At 69.4% G+C, this 21,928-nt stretch carries 20 protein-coding genes, 1 tRNA gene, 1 other RNA gene and 1 pseudogene; 12 read left to right on the top strand and 11 right to left on the bottom strand.

What is annotated here, in order from left to right:
- Positions 1 to 490 precede the first annotated feature (490 nt).
- From ABD743_RS11190 to ABD743_RS11195, 3 genes and pseudogenes are all read left to right on the top strand, one after another.
- Positions 491 to 982: an SRPBCC family protein gene (locus ABD743_RS11190; RefSeq protein ID WP_344721460.1), complete on the top strand. Its 492-nt coding sequence runs from the start codon at positions 491 to 493 to the stop codon at positions 980 to 982.
- Between the two features lie 84 nt (positions 983 to 1,066).
- Positions 1,067 to 1,672, top strand: a pseudogene (locus tag ABD743_RS44445) (site-specific integrase); the annotation flags it as partial.
- A complete protein-coding gene (locus ABD743_RS11195; RefSeq protein WP_344722147.1) occupies positions 1,660 to 2,022 on the top strand; it encodes a tyrosine-type recombinase/integrase in 363 nt (120 codons plus the stop codon). The pseudogene ABD743_RS44445 and the gene ABD743_RS11195, both read left to right, overlap by 13 nt.
- Before the next feature lie 77 nt (positions 2,023 to 2,099).
- Here ABD743_RS11195 and ABD743_RS11200 read toward each other — a convergent pair.
- Positions 2,100 to 2,172 (bottom strand) — tRNA-Ala (locus ABD743_RS11200).
- A gap of 83 nt (positions 2,173 to 2,255) precedes the next feature.
- Here ABD743_RS11200 and ABD743_RS11205 point away from each other — a divergent pair.
- Positions 2,256 to 4,271, top strand: a complete 2,016-nt coding sequence (locus ABD743_RS11205) for a S9 family peptidase (RefSeq protein ID WP_344721462.1) — start codon at positions 2,256 to 2,258, stop codon at positions 4,269 to 4,271.
- A 56-nt stretch (positions 4,272 to 4,327) separates the two neighbouring features.
- Here the strand turns inward: ABD743_RS11205 and ABD743_RS11210 are convergent, their stop codons facing one another.
- Both ABD743_RS11210 and ABD743_RS11215 read right to left on the bottom strand, forming a co-directional pair.
- Entirely contained in the window at positions 4,328 to 5,077 is a 750-nt protein-coding gene (locus ABD743_RS11210; RefSeq protein WP_344721465.1) for a DsbA family protein, read from the bottom strand.
- 1 nt (position 5,078) lies between these two features.
- On the bottom strand, positions 5,079 to 5,540 hold the full coding sequence (locus ABD743_RS11215; protein WP_344722149.1) for a MauE/DoxX family redox-associated membrane protein: 462 nt from the start codon (positions 5,538 to 5,540) through the stop codon (positions 5,079 to 5,081).
- 188 nt (positions 5,541 to 5,728) lie between these two features.
- On the opposite strand from ABD743_RS11215, the gene ABD743_RS11220 reads away from it, so the two are divergent.
- The 3 genes from ABD743_RS11220 to ABD743_RS11230 all read left to right on the top strand — a co-directional run bounded on the left by ABD743_RS11220 (position 5,729) and on the right by ABD743_RS11230 (position 7,532).
- Positions 5,729 to 6,457 (top strand): VIT1/CCC1 transporter family protein, encoded by a 729-nt coding sequence (locus tag ABD743_RS11220; protein ID WP_344721467.1) that lies wholly within the window; start codon positions 5,729 to 5,731, stop codon positions 6,455 to 6,457.
- A gap of 190 nt (positions 6,458 to 6,647) precedes the next feature.
- Positions 6,648 to 7,058: an AtzH-like domain-containing protein gene (locus ABD743_RS11225; protein WP_344721469.1), complete on the top strand. Its 411-nt coding sequence runs from the start codon at positions 6,648 to 6,650 to the stop codon at positions 7,056 to 7,058.
- Between the two features lie 69 nt (positions 7,059 to 7,127).
- Positions 7,128 to 7,532, top strand: a complete 405-nt coding sequence (locus ABD743_RS11230) for an SRPBCC family protein (protein WP_344721471.1) — start codon at positions 7,128 to 7,130, stop codon at positions 7,530 to 7,532.
- Between the two features lie 59 nt (positions 7,533 to 7,591).
- On the opposite strand, the gene ssrA is transcribed toward ABD743_RS11230, so the two are convergent.
- From ssrA to ABD743_RS11270, 8 genes are all read right to left on the bottom strand, one after another.
- Positions 7,592 to 7,963, bottom strand: a transfer-messenger RNA (tmRNA) gene (gene ssrA, locus ABD743_RS11235).
- Between the two features lie 82 nt (positions 7,964 to 8,045).
- On the bottom strand, positions 8,046 to 8,912 hold the full coding sequence (locus ABD743_RS11240) for a hypothetical protein (protein ID WP_344721473.1): 867 nt from the start codon (positions 8,910 to 8,912) through the stop codon (positions 8,046 to 8,048).
- A 58-nt stretch (positions 8,913 to 8,970) separates the two neighbouring features.
- Complete coding sequence (locus tag ABD743_RS11245; protein WP_344721475.1) at positions 8,971 to 9,900, bottom strand: amidohydrolase family protein; 930 nt, start codon at positions 9,898 to 9,900, stop codon at positions 8,971 to 8,973.
- The gene (gene smpB / locus ABD743_RS11250) at positions 9,897 to 10,382 is read right to left on the bottom strand and encodes an SsrA-binding protein SmpB (RefSeq protein ID WP_344721477.1); all 486 of its coding nucleotides are present in this window, start codon (positions 10,380 to 10,382) and stop codon (positions 9,897 to 9,899) included. The genes ABD743_RS11245 and smpB overlap by 4 nt, the downstream gene beginning before the upstream one ends.
- A gap of 62 nt (positions 10,383 to 10,444) precedes the next feature.
- A complete protein-coding gene (ftsX, locus tag ABD743_RS11255; protein WP_344721479.1) occupies positions 10,445 to 11,347 on the bottom strand; it encodes a permease-like cell division protein FtsX in 903 nt (300 codons plus the stop codon).
- 2 nt (positions 11,348 to 11,349) lie between these two features.
- The gene (ftsE, locus tag ABD743_RS11260; RefSeq protein WP_344721481.1) at positions 11,350 to 12,039 is read right to left on the bottom strand and encodes a cell division ATP-binding protein FtsE; all 690 of its coding nucleotides are present in this window, start codon (positions 12,037 to 12,039) and stop codon (positions 11,350 to 11,352) included.
- A 180-nt stretch (positions 12,040 to 12,219) separates the two neighbouring features.
- Positions 12,220 to 13,326, bottom strand: coding sequence for a peptide chain release factor 2 (gene prfB, locus ABD743_RS11265; RefSeq protein ID WP_344721483.1), 1,107 nt, complete (start codon positions 13,324 to 13,326; stop codon positions 12,220 to 12,222).
- Between the two features lie 25 nt (positions 13,327 to 13,351).
- Positions 13,352 to 13,867 (bottom strand): PadR family transcriptional regulator, encoded by a 516-nt coding sequence (locus tag ABD743_RS11270; protein WP_344721485.1) that lies wholly within the window; start codon positions 13,865 to 13,867, stop codon positions 13,352 to 13,354.
- Between the two features lie 248 nt (positions 13,868 to 14,115).
- Between ABD743_RS11270 and ABD743_RS11275 the strand changes: the two genes are divergently transcribed.
- The 5 genes from ABD743_RS11275 (at position 14,116) to ABD743_RS11295 (ending at position 21,793) form a co-directional block, all read left to right on the top strand.
- Positions 14,116 to 15,600: a xylulokinase gene (locus tag ABD743_RS11275; protein WP_344721487.1), complete on the top strand. Its 1,485-nt coding sequence runs from the start codon at positions 14,116 to 14,118 to the stop codon at positions 15,598 to 15,600.
- A 261-nt stretch (positions 15,601 to 15,861) separates the two neighbouring features.
- A complete protein-coding gene (locus ABD743_RS11280; protein WP_344721489.1) occupies positions 15,862 to 16,839 on the top strand; it encodes an ABC transporter permease in 978 nt (325 codons plus the stop codon).
- Between the two features lie 19 nt (positions 16,840 to 16,858).
- Positions 16,859 to 17,851 carry an ABC transporter permease gene (locus ABD743_RS11285; protein ID WP_344721491.1) on the top strand — a complete coding sequence of 331 codons (993 nt, stop codon included), beginning with the start codon at positions 16,859 to 16,861 and terminating at the stop codon, positions 17,849 to 17,851.
- A complete protein-coding gene (locus tag ABD743_RS11290; RefSeq protein WP_344721493.1) occupies positions 17,848 to 20,010 on the top strand; it encodes an ABC transporter ATP-binding protein in 2,163 nt (720 codons plus the stop codon). Before ABD743_RS11285 ends, ABD743_RS11290 begins: the two co-directional genes overlap by 4 nt.
- Positions 20,011 to 20,098: 88 nt before the next feature.
- Entirely contained in the window at positions 20,099 to 21,793 is a 1,695-nt protein-coding gene (locus tag ABD743_RS11295; protein WP_344721495.1) for an ABC transporter family substrate-binding protein, read from the top strand.
- Positions 21,794 to 21,928 lie beyond the last annotated feature (135 nt).

The raw sequence follows: 21,928 nt of genomic DNA on the forward strand, positions 1-21,928 counted from the left end.
CACCTCGGAGATCATGGCTGCAGACCCGATCTCCTGCCCGCATTGAACAAGTCGGTGTGAACTGGCGGCAGCATGGTTTCCAGGGACGTCGTCCGACGTCAACCGCTGTACAGCCAGGGGTCGGGAGGCACGATCAGATGTCAAGTCCGGTTGACGATTCTCGCCAACATACTCGGCCGGATTGTCGATTGAACCCTTCCACTGCTGCTTGCGCAGCTCACCACGGAAGTCGCAACCGGGGGCACGCGTCCTCGCCTTGCGCATGGCCCTCGAACCAGCCATGAACTGCAGTCGATGACCCGCCGACTCAACCCCGGCCAGCTGACAGCGTTGTTCGAGGTCGCCCGCCGCCTCCACCGCCTTGGGTTCAACTCGACCGGAGTGAGCCGTCGAGGCGCGCGCTGGTGGCGGCCAAACAGATATAAGTCTGGGCTAATATAGGCGATGTCGCTACCGTGCCTCTTCCACAAGGAACCTGGAGCACTCCGCCATGAAGCTCACCGTCTCGATCGAGATCGCCCTGCCGCGGGAGAGGGTGGCCCAGCTGCTCGCCGACTCCGCACACCTGCCGAAGTGGCTGCGCGGCATGGTGCTGCACGAGCCGGTGAGTGGCATGCACGGGCAGGTCGGTACCGAATCGCGCGTCGTGATGCAGATGGGGCAGCAGAAGATGGAGTGCACCGAGACCATCACGCGCCGGGAACCGGCGAACCTGCACGGGATCCCGAGCGACAGCGTCGTTCACTTCGACCGCGAAATCGTCGCCAAGGGCATGTGGAGCGCCGTGCGGGACCGACTGACTGAAGCCGGTCCGGAGGCGACCCTCTGGGCGCAAGAGAACGAATACCGGTTCAGCAGCTTGCCGATGCGACTGGTAGGGCCTTTCATGCGCGGTGCCTTCCGCAAGCAGTTGCAACAGCACATGCAGGACTTCAAGGCGTTCGCCGAGCAGGGAACGGACGTCCGCGAAGCGAAGGGCTGACCATCTTCCGCGAGCTGATTCGCACTCTTCCCCCGAGAAGCCCGCACCAAACTGCGCGACCTCCTCTACCGGGCCGAGCGCAACATCCCCGCCACCCCGGACAACCCCACCGTCGCCACCTACCTCACCGAGTGGCTGGCCCACATCCACCAACACGTGCGCCCTAGCACCTTCGCCGGCTACGAAAGCAACGTCCGGCTGCACCTGATCCCCCGCATCGGGAAACGCAAGCTCGCCCGCCTGAGCGTCCGCGACGTCCGGCTCATGGTCGACGCCATGCGCGCCGACGGAAAGAACGCCCCCTCCGTGCAGTACGTGCACGCCACCCTGCGCACCGCACTCGAACACGCCTGCCGAGAAGAGATCGTCCCGCGCAACGTCGCCCGCCTAGTGCGCATCGAGACACCCACACCACTCAAATCCCGCGAGCCCCTGTCAGCAGAGGAAGCGCGCAAGCTCCTGGCCGCCACTCGCGGACACCGCCTCGACGCCCTCTGGGCCCTGCTGCTCATGCTCGGTCTGCGCCGTAGCGAAGCCTGCGCCCTGCGCTGGGACGACGTCGACTTCGCCGCCCGCACCCTGCGGATCTCCAAAAGCGTCCACCGCGTCGACGGCCAACTACACGAGATGCCCACCAAGACCCGCCGCAGCAACCGCACGGTTCACCTACCACCGCGCTGCCTCTACGCACTCGCGACCGCCACCGCCAGCTCCAGGAAGCCCATGGACAAGGACCCGGCCGGCCCTGGCCGCCAGCCGCCTACATCTTCGGCACCCGCTGGGGCACACCACTCGAACCCCGCAACCTCACCCGCATGTTCGGCACGCTCCGCGACGACCACGGCATCCGCCGCGTCCCGCTCCACGGCCTGCGCCACACCTGCGTCTCACTGCTACTCGCGCTCGGCATCCACCCACGCGTCGTCATGGAGATCGTCGGCCACAGCGCCATCGAGATGACCATGAACGTCTACGGCCACGTCAACCTCAGCACCCAGCGCACCGCGCTGGACGATCTCGATGATCCGCTCACGGACTGAAGCCGTTGCTATCAGTCATCGCTATCACGCGGATAATGATGACCTCGCCGGATTGAGAACCGGCTGGTGAGAATGGGTGGAGCTGAGGGGATTCGAACCCCTGACCCCTTGACTGCCAGTCAAGTGCGCTACCAGCTGCGCCACAGCCCCTTGCCCGAATGAACTTACACGACTCCCCTCCGGCCTCATCACGGGGGTCGCCGCTGCCGCTGCTGCTGATCTACGGTCAGGCAGTGAAACCCGCCGACATCGGACAACTCGTCTCTGCCGCCGATCCGAAGGTCTCCCCCGACGGGCGGTTGATCGCCTTCGTCGTCACCCGGGTCGACCTGGAGAAGAACCGCTACCGCAGCGCCGTCTGGCTCGCCACGGCCGACGGCTCCGCACCGCCCTACCCGCTCACCACGGGTGAGCACAGCGACCGGCAGCCGAGATGGTCGCCGGACGGGCGCAGGCTCGCGTTCACCAGCCGGCGCTCGGAGGAGGACGGCGTCCACACGCTGCACGTGGCGCCCATCGGCATCCCGGGCGAGACGCTCACCATCTGCGAACGCCCGGAGGCCATCGAGGAGCCGGTGTGGTCCCCGGACGGCACGCGCATCGCGTTCGCGTCCAGAGAGCGCAACGGCCGCTACACGGACGGCGACGACGAGCGGGGGCGGCCACCGCGACGCATCGACCGGCTGTTCTCCCGCCTCGACGGCACCGGCTGGATCATCGACCGGCCACGCAGTGTCTTCGTGGTGCCGGCGGACGGATCCACGGCGCCCCTCCTGGTCGCAGGCGGCCCGTACGAGCACGGCGGGCCGGCGTGGTCGCCGGACGGCACCCAGCTCGCGGTGGCCACCACGCGGGCCAAGGACTGGGACCTCGACGACGTCAGCGACATCCACCTGTTCGACGTCGCCGCGCCCGGCGGTGACGGTCGGGTGCTCACCGATCGCAGCCTGTCCCACAGCCTGCCCTCGTTCAGCCCGGACGGCGGGGAGATCGCCACGCTCGCCGAGGACACCCGCCTCGTGCCGTCGCACGCGCAGGTCCTCGTGACCGACGTGGAGACCGGCGAGCAGCGCGTGCTCAGCGCGCAGCTCGACCGCCAGTGCGCCCCCCACCCCGGGTCCCGCAACCCGCTCTGGCACGACGGGCACCTGCTGTTCTCGATCGAGGACCACGGCTCGGTGCACGTGTACCGCGTGCCCGCCGACGGTTCCGGGGAGCCGCAACTGCTGGTAGGGGGCACGCGGCAGATCAGCGGCTTCGACCTTGCTGCGGGCACGTTCGCGTTCGTCGCATCCACGCCCACCGCGCTGCCGGAGCTCTTCGTCCGCACGTCGGACGGGGAGGAGCGGCAGCTCACCTCGCTCGGCGCGGCCTTCCACGCGGCGGTCCCCGTGGCCCCGCCCGAGCACTTCACCGTCCCCTCCCCCGCGGGCGACGGCGACATCGACGCCTGGGTGGTGCGGCCGACGGGTGTACCCGCCGACGCGCGGGTGCCCGTGCTGCTGTCCATCCACGGCGGTCCGATGTCGCAGTACGCGAACACGTGGTTCGACGAGTTCCAGCTGTGGGCGGGGGCCGGGTACGCGGTCGTCTACTGCAACCCGCACGGCTCCACGGGCCACACCGACGCGTGGTGCCGGGCCATCCGCCCGCCCGAGGCCCCGGAAGCGCCCGGCACGGGCTGGGGCGGCATCGACGCCGACGACGTGCTCGCCGTGCTCGACGCCGCTCTGGAACGTGATCCGTCGCTCGACGCGGCCCGTGTGGGCGTGCTGGGCGGCTCCTACGGCGGCTACCTCACGAGCTGGCTGATCGGGCACACCAACCGCTTCGTCGCCGCGTGCAGCGAGCGCGCCGTCAACAACGTGCAGTCGCTGGAGACGAGCTCCGACATAGCGGGCTTCTTCCGCTACGAGTTCGGCGCGAACCACCTCGACGCACCGGAGCTCTACGAGCGGCTGTCACCGATCAGCTACGTCCGGGACATCACGACGCCGGTTCTCATCCTCCACTCGGAGGACGACCTGCGCTGCCACATCGAGCAGGCCGACCAGCTCTTCGTCGCGCTCCGGCTGCTGGGCAAACCGGTGGAGTACTGGCGCTTCCCCGAGGAGGGCCACGAGCTCTCGCGCAGCGGATCGCCCCGCCACCGCGTGCAGCGGGCGGAGATCATCCTCGACTGGTTCGGTCGGCACCTCGGCGGTGAACGCCCGCAGATCTCGTGGGACCACCCGTCGCGCAGCGCGTAGCAGAGGGGGCGGGCCACGCGGTCGTCGGCGTGGCCCGCCCGTCGGGCAGTGGGCGCTCAGCGTCCGGCGGCGATGGCGTCCTTGAGCCAGTTGGTGTTGTTCAGGTCGATCTTGACGCCCTTGACGGCGACGGTGGGCGTCCCGAACTGGCCGTTGGTCTGCAGCGCCGGATCGGCGGCGGCGGTGTTGGTCTCCGCGGTGACGGCCGCGGAGTTCGTGCCGTTGTTCACGCACGTCGCGAAGTCGCCCGTGGCCCCGAGCTGGGTGCCGAAGTCGATGAGCTGCTGGTTGGTCAGGCCCGCACCGCTCTCGGGCGGCTGCTCGGCGAACAGCTTCTCCCGGTAGGCCGGGTAGATCCCCGCGGGCACCGCGCAGAGGGCCGCGTTGGCCGCGCGGGTGGAGTAGCCGGGCGGGGTGGTCGAGGGGTCGAGGATCGCGATCGTGTGGAACCGCACGGTGATCTGCCCGTTGTTCAGAGCGGTGACGATGTCGTTGCCGTAACGCTCCTCGAACCGCTCGCACTGCGGGCAGAGGAAGTCCTCGTAGGTGTCGATCGTGACCGGGCCGTTTCCCGCGGTGACGACGGCGCCGGACGCCGTGGCCGTGTAGGTGGGCGTGACAGAGCTCGAATTCCGGTTGTTGAGCAGCACCGTCACGCCGATGACCACAGCCACCACCAGGACGACGGCCACCACGATCAGCGGAGTGCGGTTGCGCTTCGGAGGGACGCTGATTCCGGCCGCGGCGAGGCGCCGGTCGGCCTCCGCCTGCCGGCGCTTCTTCTCGCCACGCTGCGCTCCGCCCATGTCAGGTCCTTCCCGTGTTCTCGAATCGCGAGTCGAGCGACAGCAGCGTCCGCGGTCGCACGACCAACCAGGCTGCTAGCACGATGAAGCCCGAGTCCCTCAGTAGCTCCTGAAGGTAGGCCGTCTGACCGGCCGCCACGGCGCCACCGCCGCCGAAACAGCCACAGTCGATCAGCAATCCGCGTGCCCACGCCTGGGAGACGCCGGCGATGAACACGAGCAGCAGCACGATCGACACCGCGGCCACTCCACGGAGACCGATCCCGGCCAGTACGAGGAGTCCGAGCGCGATCTCGAACCACGGCAGGATGGCCGCGACCACCTCGACCGCAGTGGGAGGCAGCACGTCGTACGCCCGAACGGCGATGTACGTCTGGTCGGGATCGATGGCCTTGAGCACGCCCGAGGTCAGCCAGACAGCGGCCAGCCCGAGCCGCGCGACCGTACCGATGACGTCGAGCAGCCGTCCCCGAGTCACACGATCAGCCTAGCCGCACCGCCCCTGTCACTTCGGGCAGCGGCACGCGGACCTGCTTACGGACGGGTGACGTCGTCGACAGGCGCTGGGCGGACAATCCGACGGGCGAGCTCGACCGAGGGCAGCCTCACCATGGTCCAACCTGGACGGTTGATGGCAGTTACGCTGGACAAATGATGCAGCACCCGGGCTCGGCAGAGTTGGCCGAGCACGCGCAGGACCACCACCACACCGACATCTCCGGTGGCTGGTTGCGGGCGGCCGTGTTCGGCGCGATGGACGGCCTCGTCACGAACATCGCGCTCATCTCCGGTGTCGGCGGCGGCGGCGCCGACCGCCACGTGATCATCCTGACCGGAATGGCCGGACTCGTGGCCGGAGCGTTCTCGATGGCCCTCGGCGAGTTCGCCTCGGTCGGCACGCAGAACGAGGCCGTCGCCAACGAGGTGGCGGTGGAGCGGGAGGAGATTCGCCGCCACCCGCTCGCCGAGGAAGCCGAACTCGTCCAGATGTACCAGGAGATGGGGCTCAGCCAGAAGACGGCCGAGGCGATGGCACGCGAGGTGCACGCCGACCCCGAGCTCGCGGTCAAGGTCCACGTCGCGCAGGAGCTCGGCGTCGACGTCGACGAGCAGCCGTCTCCGTGGACGGCGGCGATCTCGTCGTTCCTCTGCTTCGCCGTGGGCGGGGTCATCCCACTGCTCCCGTTCCTGCTCGGCTCCTCCTCGCTGGGCATCGGGCTGCTCGTCGGGGGCGTGGGGCTGTTCGTCGCGGGGGCGCTGACGTCCCGATTCACCACTCGTGGCTGGCTCTTCAGCGGGCTGCGGCAGCTGGCGTTCGGCGTCATCGCCGCGGGCGCCACGTATCTGGTGGGTATGGCGATCGGGGTGAGCGCGATGTAGCGGCGCGGTCCCGGAGCTCGGAGCAGGTCGGCTGGAACGTCGGGGGACAGACCGGTCTCGACTACGCGCTCGCCGACGTGATGCTGCTCCTCTTCCGGCTGACCACGCCACGGTGGCTGGGGCAGGGTGAGGAGATGGAGATGCCAACCCCGCCCGGCACCCGTGCGCCCGCCATCGAGGGGGCGCCCTCATGACGGGTCAGCAGGTCGTGCTCGACCGGCCGGAGGTCGTCACGGAGGTCCGAGCAGCCTTCGACCGGTACGAGAAGGCCCTCGCCGAAGGCGATGTGCCCGTGATGAACGAACTGTTCTGGAACGACCCACGGTGCGTTCGCTTCGGAGTGGCGGACCGGCAGCAGGGCGGAGCGGAGATCGAGGCCTGGCGGCGAGCGCACCCGTCGGTGCCGCCGGGCCGGGTGCTCCACGACACCCGTGTGCTGGCCGTGGACGACCGGACGGCGGTGGTCACCACGCTGATCCGCTATCCCGACCGCGCGATCGAGGGCCGGCAGAGCCAGACGTGGGTGCGTTTCCCCGAGGGATGGCGCGTCGTCGAGGCACACGTCTCCGAACTGCCGCTGACCCAGCCCGGATCGCCGTGACGCCGGCGTTCTCCTCGTGGCGGCGTCCCCCAGGGGGTGGGAGGCAGTCCTCCCGGGTACGTCCTCGTCATGGCTGAGTTCGAAGCGGAGCGCGCGATGCCCGCCGACGCGCAGACGGTGTTCGGGGTGGTGTCGGACCTGGACCGGCTACCCGAGTGGCTGCCGGACCCCGTTGACGTCCGATCGACAGGTGAAGGCGAGGTCCGCGCGGACGTGCCCCCGCGCGACGTCCACGAGCAGGGTCTCGTCGACGTGAGCCCGGACCAGCTGCGTGTGGAGTGGGGCCACGCGCCCGAGTACGCAGGTTGGCTCCAGGTGGAGCACGCCAACCCCGGTCACTCGTCAGTGGTGATCCACCTGTCGTTCCTCGGCCACCAGCCCGAGACACACAAGGGCAAGGCGGCGGCCGAGGTACGCCAGTGGCTCGACGACGCCTTGGAGCGGCTGGAGCGCCTGGTCGTCGCGCAGCGCTGAGGGGCCGCCGACACGACGACAGAGCCCCGCCGGCCGGATGGCCGACGGGGCTCTGTCAGGGGTGGAGGTGCCGGGAATCGAACCCGGGTCCTCCGTCGCTTCACAAGGGCTTCTCCGTGTGCAGTCCGCGTTGCCTCTACTCGGATCCACCGGTCGTGCGGACCAGCCGGTGTGACGATCCCAGTCGCTGTTTGGTGTCCCCGTCCGCCCCGCGACCGGGCGGACAGGTAAGTCCCCTAGCTGATGCCGGGGTCCGGGTCGGGGAACGCACCCGGTCCGACAGACTCACACTCGCTCAGGCGGCGAGGGCGAAGTCGCGCTGATTGGAATCGGCGCTTATAAGGTTGCGACACGTGGTTAACGAGATCATTGTCGCCTTTCTCGACACGCTTCCCCTTGATCGACGTCCGAAGTCGAAACCGTTCACCCCCTTCGGCGCCCGCACTCGGGCGTCCGTACAGAGTAACGCCTGACGCGTCCGGCTTCATCCCGGTTCCGCGCGTGACACCCGCGTCAGCGGCCCCGGCCGAGGAGGCGGTCCGCGATCGCTCGCACCGGGCTGCGATCCGTGTCCTTGGCCTGGTCGTGCGCCGGGCCGGGCTGCCCACCGGCGGGCGGGACCGTGCACTGCCCGGCGGGGTCGAGGTCCGCCAACGGTTGGTCATGCTGCCCGCTGCGCTGGCTGGGAACCGACGGCTCCGCTTCGCCGGGCCCGGCAGCGGACCGAGTGCCCGCAGGGACGTCCGCCCCGCCTGGCTCGGAGCCGCCGACGACACTGCGACCCACGTGCGGTGTCGCGGGTCCCGAGGCCTCGCGGTCTGGTCCCTCTTGCGCAACGCCGGTGGTCGACGCCGGACCGTGCTCGCCTCGCCCGGCGAAGTTCATCCGGTCCGTGCGGGAGGCGGGATCGGCGTTCTGCGGTGAGCGCTCGTCGAGGTTGATGCGGTCGGTCCGGCCGGCGGGATCCGGCGCAGCCTGCGCCCCATGGCCGTTGCCGAGGTTCATCCGGTCCGTCCGGACGGCGGGGTCCCCGTCCCGCGTGGCGTCCGCCGCGTCCTCACCACGGATGTCGGCGCGGTCGCGCGACACGTCGGGGTCGATCCGATCGGCTGCGGCCCGCCGTTCCTCGGCCACATCCCGGTCCTGCTGGGCGCGGGCGGCCTGCTCGCGAGCCTGTGCCTCCTCGTGCCGAGCCCGGGCCGCACGTTCGGAGGCCTCGGCCTCGCGTCGCTCCGCGCTCGCGCTGCGGATCTCCGCTTCGTGGCGGTGTTCGGCGGCCTCCAGGCGGTTCTGCTCTTCCTTGCGCCTGCGCACCCGTGCCGCAGCGAAGCCTGCAAAGGCCAGCACCGCGAAGATCACCACGATGACGACGACAGCCACCCCGATTTCCATGCCGTCTGTTACCCCGTGTCGATGAACAACAATCGGGCAATCGTCGTCAGAGAGCGAGCAGCCGCCTCGGGGTGTCGTGCAGTACCGATCGCAGGAAGGCAGGCCCGAGCCGATCGTCGGCGGCGGCCCAGCCCGCCACGGCCTGCACCTGCTCCGCGTACGCATACGGGATGTTGGGGAAGTCGGATCCGAAGACGACCCGGTCGGTGACCTCCGAGAGACGGGCGGGCCAGTCGGACGGGAGCGGTGCCGTCCGCAGGCTGAACGCCGTGCCGACCATCGTGGTGTCGATGTGCACCCGTTCGTAGCGGTGCACGAGGTCCAGGGCGTCGACGAAGTCGGGCATACCGGCATGTGCCAGCACCACTGGCAGCCGCGGATGTTCGGCCAGCACCTCGCCGAACACGTCCAGCCCGGTGTGCGCGCCGCGGCGCGGACCATTCCCGCAGTGGACGACGGCGGGCACGCCCGCATCGGCGAGCAGCCCCCACGCCGGCCGCAGCAGTGGGTCGCGCGGGTCGAACGCACCCACCTGGACGTGCACCTTCACCACCCGCGCACCGGCCTCGACAGCCGCGCCCAGGTAGTCGGCCACGTCCGGCTCCGGGTAGAGCGTCGCGGTGGGCACGGCGTCGGGGGTGGCCGCGGCGAACTCCGTGACCCACTCGGTGAGCCAGCGGGCCATGCCCGGCTTGTGCGGGTACACCAGCGGCGCGAACGTCTGTACGCCGAGCTTCTGCAGCGTGGCTACGCGCTCCGCCTCGGGCGTGCGGTAGTGGACCGGCCACTCCATCCCGTAGTGGACCTTCGCCTGGTCGAAGTAGGCCCAGACCTTGCGGAGCACCGAGTCGGGAAGGAAGTGGACGTGCATGTCGACGATCCCCGGCAGGCCGAGGTCGGCGAGGAACCGCGGAACGTCGTCGTCGGACAGGGGCGGAGCCGGAACAACATCAGCGGCGGGCACCGCCTCCGTCATCGCATCTCCCGTGCCCGCCCCTTGGCCGCGCGGCCGTAGGCCCGCTGGATCTCGCGGTCGGCGTCGCGCTTAGCGAGGTCGGTGCGCTTGTCGTAGGCCTTCTTACCGCGCGCGAGCGCGATCTCGCACTTCACCTTGCCGTCCTTGAAGTACAGCGACAGCGGCACCAGCGTGAGACCACCCTCGCGGATCTTGCCGATCAACCGCTCGATCTCGCCGCGGTGCAGCAGCAGCTTGCGGGTACGTCGAGGCTCGTGGTTGGTCCAGCTGCCCTGGGAGTACTCGGGGATGTGCAGCCCGCGCAGCCACACCTCGCCGTCATCGACGGTGGCGAATGCATCGACCAGCGACGCGCGACCGAGACGCAGGCTCTTCACCTCGGTGCCGAGGAGCGCGACGCCGGCCTCGTACGTGTCGATGACCGCATAGTCGTGCCGTGCCTTCCGGTTCTGCGCGATCATCGAGCGGCCTTTCTCCTTCACCTGTCCAGAGTACGCGGGCGGGCCACCCGGTTGCCGCACTCCGCGAGTGGCGGCGCGGACGCCTAGAGCCGGACGTACAGGCGCAGCGTGACGTAGCCGGTGACTGCGGCGATCCCGGCACCGATCATCACGAGGATCGGGGAGACCCAGATGATGTCGCCGACCTCGATCGGCGGCACCACACCGTTGGAGACGATCCCGCTGAGCAGCTCGTCGATGAAGAGGAACTTCCCGACCAGCAACCCACCCGCCGCGATGAGTGCGCCGACCACACCGGTGACCACGGCCTCGATGAGGAACGGCAGCTGGGTGTACCAGCGCGTTGCGCCGACGAGCCGCATGACCCCGACCTCCGTGCGGCGGGTGAACGCCGACACCTGAACGGTGTTGGAGATGAGCAGCAGCGCCGCGACGGCCTGCACGAGCGCCAGCGCGAAGGTGACATCGCGGACGCCGCCGAGGAAGTCGAAGAGCTTCGCGACCACGTCCCGCTGGTCGATCACGTTGCGGACACCGACCTGGCCCGTCATCGCCTGGCGGACGGCGTCGGCGCCCGCCTCCTGGTCGGCCAACCGCACACGCAGCGTGGACGGCAACGACTGGGGGCGCACGAGGTCGGCGAGCGACTGCCCCGCGAACAGCTGCTTGTAGCGCTCGTAGGCCTGCTCCTGGTTCTCGTAGCGCACGGAGTCCACGAGCGGCGAGTTCTCGAGGGTCGCCTTGAGCCCGGAGCAGATCGGCTGGCTGCAGTCCTGGTCGTTGGCCGAGACGTCGGAGGTGAGGGCTACCTGCACCTCGACCCGGTCGCTGTAGAGCTGCTCGGTGCGGTCGATCGTGCGAACGGCCAGCAGCCCCGTGCCCACGAGGCCGAGCGAGATCGCGGTGGTCAGCACCATCGCGATCGTCATCGTGACGTTGCGCCGCAGGCCGGTGATGACCTCGCGGAAGACGAAGTCGGTGCGCACCTCTACCGCCCTACGCCGTAGACGCCGCGCGACTCGTCGCGCACGACCTGTCCGAGGTCCAGCTCGACGACCCGTCGGCGCATCGAGTCGACGATGGAGTGGTCGTGCGTGGCCATCACGACCGTGGTGCCCGTGCGGTTGATCCGCTCCAGCAGCAGCATGATGTCCTGGCTGGTGTCGGGGTCGAGGTTCCCGGTGGGCTCGTCGGCCAGCAGCACCAGCGGCCGGTTCACGAACGCCCGGGCGATCGCCACGCGCTGCTGCTCACCACCGGACAGCTCGTGCGGCATCCGGTCGGCCTTGCCCGAGAGCCCGACGAGATCCAGCACCTCGGGCACGACCTTCTTGACCGTCGTGGGCGACTTGCCGATCACCTCGAGCGCGAACGCGACGTTGCCGCCGACCGTCTTGTTGGGCAGCAGCCGGAAGTCCTGGAACACGCAGCCGATCCGCTGGCGCAGCCGTGGGACCCGCCGCCGTGGCAGCTTCGCGACGTTGAGATCGGAGACGAAGATGTTGCCTCGCGTGGGGACGTCCTCGCGCAGCAGCAGCCGGAGGAAAGTCGACTTCCCCGAGCCCGACGGGCCGATGAGGAAGACGAACTCGCCCTTGTCGACGGCCACCGACACGCGGTCCAGTGCGGGCCGCGTCGAGGTCTTGTAGAGCTTGGTGACACCTTCCAGGCGGATCACGGGAGCGGAGGTTACCGGCGGGTGGGAGTGGGGCCGATACCCGACCCATCCCCTTGGCGCCGGGGACCGACCGCTCGGCATATCGTGCCCGTTCGCGCGAATCAGCCCCGTGGCAGCAGCGCTCCGCGCGACAGGCCTACACGCCTGTCGCGCTCATCCGGAGGGACGGGCAGGCCCTGCTCAGGCGTCGACGGTGTGGCTGCGGCGCCAGCGGATGCCGGCCTCGATGAAGCCGTCGATCTCGCCGTCGAGCACCGCGGTGGGGTTGCCCACCTCGTAGTCGGTGCGCAGGTCCTTGACCATCTGGTACGGGTGCAGCACGTAGGAGCGCATCTGGTTGCCCCACGACGAGCCGGTGTCCTTCAGGGCGTCCATCCTGGCCCGCTCCTCCTGGCGCTGGCGCTCCAGCAGCTTGGCCTGCAGCACCATCATCGCCGTGGCCTTGTTCTGGATCTGCGAGCGCTCGTTCTGGCAGCTCACGACGATGCCGGTGGGGATGTGGGTGATCCGCACGGCGGAGTCGGTGGTGTTGACGCCCTGGCCGCCGGGACCGGACGAGCGGTAGACGTCGACGCGCAGGTCCTTCTCGTCGATGTCGACGTGGTCGCTGGACTCGACGACCGGCGTGACCTCCACGCCGGCGAAGGACGTCTGGCGGCGGCCCTGGTTGTCGAACGGCGAGATCCGGACGAGCCGGTGGGTGCCCTGCTCGACCGAGAGGGTGCCGTAGGCGAACGGCGCGTGCACCTGGAACGTGGCCGACTTGATGCCGGCCTCCTCCGAGTAGGAGGTGTCGTACACGTCGGTGCCGTAGCCGTGCCGCTCTGCCCAGCGCATGTACATGCGCATGAGCATCTCGGCGAAGTCGGCCGCGTCGACACCGCCTGCCTCGGCCCGGATGGTCACGAGGGCCTCGCGCTCGTCGTACTCACCCGAGAGCAGGGTGCGCACCTCGAGTGAGGAGATGTCGTCGCGCAGCTTGGCGCGCTCGGCGTCGGCATCGGCGATGGCGGCCGCGTCGGACTCGTCCTCCGCGAGCTCGTAGAGCACCGGCAGGTCCTCGAGCCTGCGGCGGAGCTCCTCGAGGCGCCGGAGATCGCCCTGGGCGTGCGCGAGCCGGCTCGTGACCTTCTGGGCTGCGTCGGCGTCGTTCCAGAGGTCGGGCTGGCCGGCCTGGTCGGAGAGGTCGGCGATCTCGGCGCGCAGCGCAGGCAGGTCGGTGACCGCCTCGATGCTCTCCAGGGTGGTGGAGAGGTCCTTGAGGTCGGCTGCGGCGTCGGGGTTCACAACGCTCCAGGTTACGCGTCGCGACTCATTCCGCCGGGATCGCGTCCAGGAGCTTGAGCATGGATCGCGTATGGGCGACCGCGAAGTCGGCCACCGCCTTGCGATAGGGGTCGGCCTCGCTCCGGGCCACGGCGCGGGCGGCGTCCAGGCGTGCGGAGTAGGCCTCACGGCTGCTGCGCACCAACTCGGCACGCTGCTTCGCCGTCAGCGACCCCGCGTACAGCAGACGCAGCACGAGCGGGCTCCGCAGAGGGTCGGCACCGCCGCCCCCGGCGAGCCAGGCCTTGAACGACCGCCGCCCGGCAGCGGTGATCGCGTACTGCTGCGATGCCCGGGGTCCTTGCTTCCCGAGTCTCAGCAGTCCCGCCTCCGCGAGCACCGGCAACTCCCGGTAGACCTGGCTGCGGGTGACGGAGAAGAAGGAGCCGAACCGCTGCCCCGCGGCCGCGACGAGTTGGCCCCCTGTCATCGGTCCGTCGTGCAGAAGTCCGAGCAGCGCGGCGGCAGTGGCGTTGACGGCGGTCGCTCTCGCGGGCGGCATCTTCACACCGTGCCACCCCGCAGCCCGAGACGCACCCTCCACAATGGTCCCCGTTCCTCGATGCCCCACCCATTTGCTCGCAAACAGCACAGTCAGTGACAAGGCGGTCACCCGGCACGATCTGTTGCACGACGCAAATTCGCGTTTCGCCCGTTGCTTCGCGGATCAACGGGATCAACAGGAGATCGATTCTTGAAACGGGCAGCGGCTCTCGCACCAGAGAACCGTTTCCCGGTTGAATGGGGATCATGGACGCCCGGGTCATGGTTGTGGACGCAGGCACGAGCGCGGTCAAGGCCGCCGTGCTCGATGGCCCCCGGGTGCTCGCATCGTCCGAGGTCACGCTGCGTGTCGACCGCCCCGAACCGAGCCACGCCGAGCAGTCGCCCGACGCGTGGTGGGACGCGTTCGTCGCGGCCGTCCGCGGGTGCAGCACCGACGACCCCGCGCCGACGGCCCTGGCGATCACGGGGCAGATGCAGGATCTCGTGCTGCTCGACGAGCACGGCGGTTCGATTCGGCCTGCCCTGCTCTACGCGGACCACCGCGCCACCGCGGAACTGTCCACATTGACGGCCGAACTCGGGGGGTCGTGGTTTCGGGCCACCGGAAATGTCGCCGATCCGTCGAGCACGGCGGCACAGCTGCGGTGGGTGTCCGAACACGAGCCCGAGGCGTTGCGGCGCACGCGCGAGGTCGTGCTGGGCTCGCCGGGGTATCTGGTGCGGCGCGCAGCCAGCGAGGGCGTGTGCGACCTGACCACCGCGTCCACCACGGGTCTTCTCGACATCGCGTCGGGCACGTGGTGGGCGCCGGTCCTCGCCGCCCTCGGTGTCGACGAGGGCCTGCTGCCCCGGCTGGTCGACGGGGCCAGTGTCTGCGGGCGGCTCGGGCCCGGACCCGCCGGAGAGCTGGGGCTGCCCAGCGGGCTGCCGGTCGTCCACGCGGCGGGCGATGTCGGCGCGGCCACCGCCGGGCTGGTCGGCGACCAGAGGGACACGCCGAACATCTCGCTGGGCACGAGCGGCGGACTCGCCACCCTCACCGACTCCACGCCCGGTCCTCACGGCGCGCTCCACCGTATGGTCGGACCGCGCGGCGACGGTTCCATCCTGATCGGCTCCCTGCTCTCCGCGGGCGCCACTCTCGACTGGGCGCGCCGGACGTACCTCCCCGGCTGCGACCACGCGACGGCCGACGGGCTCGCGGCCGCGGCCGGCCCGACCGATCTCCTCATGCTCCCGTCGCTCGCCGGTGAGCGCTCCCCCGTACGCGACCCCGCCGCAAGGGGCGCCGTGATCGGTCTTCGTCCCACCACGACAGCCGGCGAGCTCTACCGAGCCGCCATGGAGGGAATCGCCTACTCCCTGCGGGAGATCTCGGCGCTCATGCCGGGCGCGAGCGCGGTGGACGAGCGACCGGTGCCGCTCTCCGGTGGTGCCGGCCGCTCCGTCCTCTTGCGTCAGATCATCGCCGACGTCATGGCCAGACCGGTGCTGCCGGTGGCCGCGCAGCACGCGAGCCTCATCGGCGCGCAGCGGGCAGCGGCGATCGCGCTCGGCGAGCCCGTGCCGCCATCGGCGCTGGAGACGGCCGACCTCGCCGAGACGCTGCGACCCGGGCCGCACCAGCACCACTACGACGCACTCGTATCGGCGCACGCGCGGCTCTGGCAGGCCCTGTCCCCGACGTTCGCCGCGCTGGCGGACCCGGCCCCGACCACCCACCCGTAACGCCGAGCGGCACCCGGCCAGGCGAACCGCGGCCTGGTGTAACGGCCAGATGATCAACAGCGAGCGGTATCGGCCTGGATGTCCCGAATCAGGACACGAATACGCATCTGGACGTTACGTGTGCTTGTCCGAGCGGGAAAACTCACACCGAACACACACAGTGGCCTCCAAGGTACCCGCCAGTAGTTCGGCGGGCCCACCCGTTTTCGCGCCGAGCGGACACACACCGGTGAGACCCATCCGGCGTCAGCAAGGAGATCGATGGCTCGCTTCCTCGTGCGCCGCCTGTTCAACTACGTCGCGCTCTGCCTCGTCGCCACGTTCCTGGCCTTCGCCCTCGCCGCTCTGACCTTCGACCCGATCGCGAAGCTGCAGGAGCGCAACCCGCCACCGCCGCAGTCCGCCATCGACGCCAAGCGGACCGAGCTGCGTCTCGACGAGCCGATCCCGCAGCGCTTCGTGCTCTGGCTCGGCGACGCCGTGCGCGGCGACTTCGGGCAGACCGTCGTCAACACCTCGATCAGTGACGAGCTCCCCCGCCGCATCGGTGTGAGCCTGCGTCTGTTCCTGCTCGGCACGGTCGTCGGGATCGGGCTCGGGGTGATCCTCGGGGTGGCCAGTGCCATCCGCCAGTACAAGTTCAGCGACTACTTCGCCACGCTGTTGTCCTTCGTCATCCTCTCCACGCCGGTGTTCCTGCTCGGGCTGCTGCTCAAATACGGCGCGCTCCAGCTCAACACGGCTGCGGGAGCCCAGCTCCTCGTGTTCACCGGCGAGACCTCACCCGGGTTCCAAGGAAGCTTCGGCGCCGCCCTGCTCGACAGGGTCCAGCACCTCATCCTGCCGACGCTGACAATCGCGCTGGGCCAGATCGCGTACTACAGCCGGTACCAGCGCAGCGCGATGCTCGACGTGCTGGGCAGCGACTTCCTGCGCACCGCACAAGCCAAGGGGCTCACGCGGCGAAAAGCGCTGTTCAAACACGGGCTCCGGACGGCTCTCGTGCCGATGGCCACGCTGTTCGCATTCGGCTTCGGCCTGCTGATCACCGGGGGCACGTTCACGGAGCGGATCTTCGGCTGGTACGGCATGGGCGACTGGCTGGTCTACGGAATCGAGCAGGACGACACGAACATCACGGCGACCGTCACATTGTTCGTCGCCGTGCTGGTGCTGATCTCGGGCTGGCTGTCCGACGTGTTCTACGCCCTTCTGGACCCCCGGGTCCGGCTGCGCTGACGCCGATCAGGAGATTCCGATGACCACCACAGATGTCGGCGCCGGAACGCACGTCCCCTCGGGTGGCGGAGCACCCGTCGAGGTCCCGACGGGGACGCCCACGAACGAGACCGAAGGAATCACTCGCGGACGGCTCGTGCTGCGCCGGTTCCTGCGCAATCGGCTCGCGCTGGTCGGCCTCCTCACGCTCGTCCTGCTTTATGCGGTGTCGTTGCTCAGCCCGTTGTTCGCGCCGTGGGCCTACAACGAGTACGACTACACCGCTTTCCTGCAGCCGCCCTCCCCCAGCCACTGGTTCGGCACCTCGCAGATCGGCGAGGACGTGTTCGCACAGACCATGCGCGGGCTGCAGAAGTCGCTGACGATCGGCCTGCTCACAGGACTCATCTCGATCGTCATCGCGTCGCTGGTGGGAGCCTCCGCCGGGTACTTCGGCGGCTGGGTCGACCGCGGGCTGATGTGGCTGGTCGACCTGCTGCTCGTGCTGCCGTCCTTCCTCATCATCGCGGTGATCTCCCCCGCGCTGCGTGGCAGCAGCTGGATCCTGTTCGTGCTGCTGCTGGGCCTGTTCGCCTGGATGATCACGGCGCGGATCCTGCGTGGGATGACGATGACGCTGCGCGAACGCGAGTTCGTGAAGGCCGCGAAGTTCATGGGGGCGCCGTCGTCGGTGATCATCCGGCGACACATCCTGCCGAACATGGCATCGCTGATGATCATCGATGTCACGATCACGGTGGGCGCGACGATTCTCCTCGAAACCGGACTGTCCTACTTCGGCTTCGGCGTGCAGCCGCCCGACGTCTCGCTGGGCACCCTCATCCGCGACGGGAGCAACGCCGCGGTCACGACGCCCTGGCTGTTCCTGTTCGCCGGCGGCCTGCTGGTCATCGCGGTGCTGGCCGTCAACTTCATCGGCGACGGCCTGCGTGACGCGCTCGACCCGAACTCCCGCGGAGGCCGCCGTCGGCCGAAGTCGGCACGGAAGACGAAGAAGGTCGCCACCCCATGACGATGATCGACTCCGACGTCCTGGCCGACCCCGGTCTCCCGCCCGGTCCGGGGGACGCGCTGCTGGAGGTCTCCGACCTCGATGTGTCCTTCCCCGGCGAGGACGGCCGCGTGAGCGCGGTGCGAGGGATCAGCTACCGGGTGGCGCCGGGCGAGGTGCTGGGGATCGTCGGCGAGTCCGGGTCGGGCAAGTCGGTGTCGTCCCTGGCCGTGATGGGGCTACTCCCACCGTCGGCGAAGATCAGCGGCTCGATCCGGCTGCGCGGCCAGGAACTCCTGGGCCTGTCCGACACCGAGCTGTCGCGGATCCGCGGCCGGAAGATCGCCATGGTGTTCCAGGACCCGCTCTCGGCCCTGACGCCCGTCTACACGGTGGGCGACCAGATCGCCGAGGCACTGCTGGTGCACGGCGGCCGCTCGATGACGGCGAAGGCCGCGGCGAAGCGCTCTGTGGAGCTGCTCGACCTCGTCGGTATCCCGAACGCGGCCGAGCGGATGAAGTCGTTCCCGCACGAGTTCTCCGGAGGGATGCGCCAGCGTGCCGTGATCGCGATGGCGATCGCCAACGACCCCGACCTGATCATCGCCGACGAGCCGACCACCGCTCTGGACGTCACGGTGCAGGCCCAGGTGCTGGAGGTGCTCAAGACAGCGCAGGAGGTGACAGGAGCGGGGATCGTGCTGATCACGCACGACCTGGGCGTGGTCGCAGGCACGGCCGACCGCGTGGTGGTCATGTACGCGGGCAAGGCCGTCGAGACCGGCACCGTCGACGAGATCTTCGCGGCTCCCCGCATGCCGTACACGCTCGGGCTGCTGGGCTCCATCCCCCGTCTCGACGTCGGGCGCGGCCAGCCGCTGGTGCCCATCGAGGGCCAACCGCCGTCACTCGTGTCGCTGCCGCCGGGCTGCCCCTTCGGTCCCCGCTGCCCCCTGCATGTGGACGCATGCGACCAGGCCGAGCCGGAACTGCTCGTCGCGCCGGGCGCAACCGGGGACCACCGCGCCGCCTGTATCCGCACGGCCGAGCTCGCCGAGGCGGACGCCGAGGGCGGCGAGCTCGCCGCCGAGGTGTTCGACGCCCACGTCGTCGAGAGCTCGGTGGCCGACGCCGTGCCACGGGCCGACCGCGATGTGGTGCTGGGCGTACAGGAGCTGGTCAAGCACTATCCGGTCCGTACCGGCGGGATCTTCCGGCGCACCGTCGGCACCGTGCGCGCCGTCGACGGCGTGACATTCGACGTCCGCGCCGGCGAGACCCTCGGCCTCGTCGGGGAGTCCGGGTGTGGAAAGTCGACGACCATCCTGGAGATCCTGGGGCTGGAGCCGCCGATGGGCGGCACGGTGCAGGTGCTCGGCTCCGACACGCGCGCCCTGTCGAAGGCCGACCGCAAGCGGATCCGCCGTGACATGCAGATCGTGTTCCAGGACCCGATGGCATCGCTGGACCCGCGACTGCCCGTCCGCGACCTGATCGCCGAACCGCTCGAGGTGCAAGGCTTCTCGAAGCAGCACATCGCCGGGCGCGTGCCGGAGCTGATGCGGCTGGTCGGGCTGCGGTCCGAGCAGATCAACCGCTACCCCGGCGAGTTCTCCGGCGGCCAGCGCCAGCGAATCTGCATCGCTCGCGCGCTCGCGCTGGAGCCGAAGGTGCTCGTGCTCGACGAGCCCGTGTCGGCGCTCGACGTCTCGATCCAGGCCGGAGTGCTCAACCTGCTCGACGAGCTGAAGGCGCGGCTGGGGCTGGCCTACCTGTTCGTGGCGCACGACCTGTCGGTGGTGCGCCACATCGCCGACCGCGTGGCGGTCATGTACCTGGGCAAGATCGTGGAGATCGGCGCGGTGGACGAGGTGTTCGCCGCTCCGCAACACCCGTACACGCAGGCTCTGCTCTCGGCGATCCCGGTGCCCGATCCCGAGGTCGAGCGGCGCCGCGAACGGATCCTTCTGCAGGGCGACATGCCCAGCCCGGCGAACCCGCCGTCCGGCTGCCGGTTCCGCACCCGCTGCCCCCTGTTCCTGACGCTCGAAGCCGATCGCCAGGCACGGTGCATCGGCGAGGAGCCGCCGAGGGCCGCCGCCCGACCCGCCCAGCCGGGCACGTCCGTGGTCGATCACGAGGCGGCCTGCCACTGGTCCGAGATCAAGACCGTCGTCTAGCTCCATCCGCCCCGAACGTCCGTCATCCCCAGTGACGGCGCCCCCACCCATCAGCAACTCCGCGACCGCGGATGGACCAGGAGGAACGATGAGACCGTCACGTCGAGGAGCGGGGTTGGTGGCGCTCGCCGCGGCCACCGCGCTCGTGCTGAGCGCCTGTGGCGGCGGGGGAGGTGGCGGCGGCACGGCAGGTGACGTGACCGGTGGCGCGCCCCCGCAGGCCGGGAACGACATCAACCCGGTCGCCTACGACCAGGTGCGTGACGGCGGCGACTTCTTCTGGGCCATCAACAGCCTCCCGCCGCAGTACAACTACAACCAGCTCGACGGCACGGAGCGCGACAACAAGAACATCATCGACTCGATGATCCCCGAGATCATGAAAGCCGACGCGAAGAGCGTCTACCAGATCGACCCGAACTACCTCGAGTCGGCGGAGCTCACCAGCACCGACCCGCAGGTGGTGACGTACAAGCTCAACCCCAAGGCCGTCTGGTACGACGGACGGCCCATCGACTGGACCGACTTCGAGGCCCAGTGGAAGGCCCTCAACGGCTCCAACCCCGCTTACGTCGTCTCCGGCACGACGGGTTACGACGTCATTGCGTCTGTGGCGCAAGGGGCCACCCCGCAGGAGGTGGTGGTCACCTACAGCTCGCAGTACGCGGACTGGAGGAGCAACTTCCTGCCCCTCTATCCACGCGAGACGAACTCCGACCCCAATGTCTTCAACGAGGGCTGGATCAACGGACCGCTGACCTCGGCAGGACCGTTCAAGCTCGAGAGCGTCGACAACACGGCCAAGCGTGTCACGGTCGTGCGCAACGAGAAGTGGTGGGGCCCGCCGGCCAAGCTCGACCGCATCGTCTACGTGGCGCTGGCTCAGGCCGCGCAAGCGGATGCGTTCGCCAACGGCTCCCTGAGTGCCCTCGATATCGGCCCGAGCGTGGCGACCTTCCAGCGTGCCCAGCAGGTGGCCGACGTCGACATCCGCACCGCAAGCGGCCCCAACTACCGCCACATCACGTTCAACGGCGCACCCGGCTCTCTCCTCGAGGACCCGAAACTGCGGCTGGCGATCATGAAGGGCATCGACCGCAACGTCATCACGCAGTCGCAGGTCGGCCCGATCGTGCCGTCCGCAAAGCCACTCGGCAACCACCTCATCGTGGAGGGTCAGGAGGGCTACGAGGACCACTCCGGCGTGGTCGCCTTCGACCCGGAGAAGGCCAAGTCCGAACTCGACGCCCTGGGCTGGACGCTGCAGGGCGACGTGCGCTCAAAGGACGGGAAGCAGCTCGCCCTCCGCGACATCATCCCGACCGGCACACCGGTGAGCGAGGCGGAGGCCCGGATCGTGCAGCAGCAGCTCGGCGCCATCGGCGTGAAGGTGAACATCGAGGCGGTGCCCCTCGACAACTTCTTCGAGCAGTTCGTGTACGTCGGCGGCTTCGACATCACGCACTTCGCGTGGCTGGGCACGGCATCGCCGATCAGCTCGTCGAGCGGCATCTACCGGCTCGTCGAGGGCACGGTCGCCCAGAACTACGGCCGGATCGGCAACCAGAAGATCAACGACCTGCTGGTGCAGGCCAACGCCGAGCTCGACCCGGTCAAGCAGCGCGCGTTGATCAACCAGATCGACCAGGAACTGTGGAACATCGGGCACTCGCTGCTGACCTATCAGCGCCCGGACGCGTTCGCCGTGAAGAACAATGTCGTCAACTTCGGCGCAAAGGGCTTCGCGGACTACGACTACACCATGATCGGCTTCACCAAGTGAGGTCATAGGCGTTGACCGGTAGCACCGCGGCGGGCGGGGGGCGTCTTCGTGCGCTCCGCCCGCTGCGGCATGCGCTGCTCACCACAGAAATCGTCCTCGCCGTGTGCGGGGTGCTGGCCGGCGTCGCGGCGACCA

It is taken from the genome of Pseudonocardia yunnanensis (assembly GCF_039534065.1).
In the GTDB taxonomy this organism is placed as follows: domain Bacteria; phylum Actinomycetota; class Actinomycetes; order Mycobacteriales; family Pseudonocardiaceae; genus Pseudonocardia; species Pseudonocardia yunnanensis.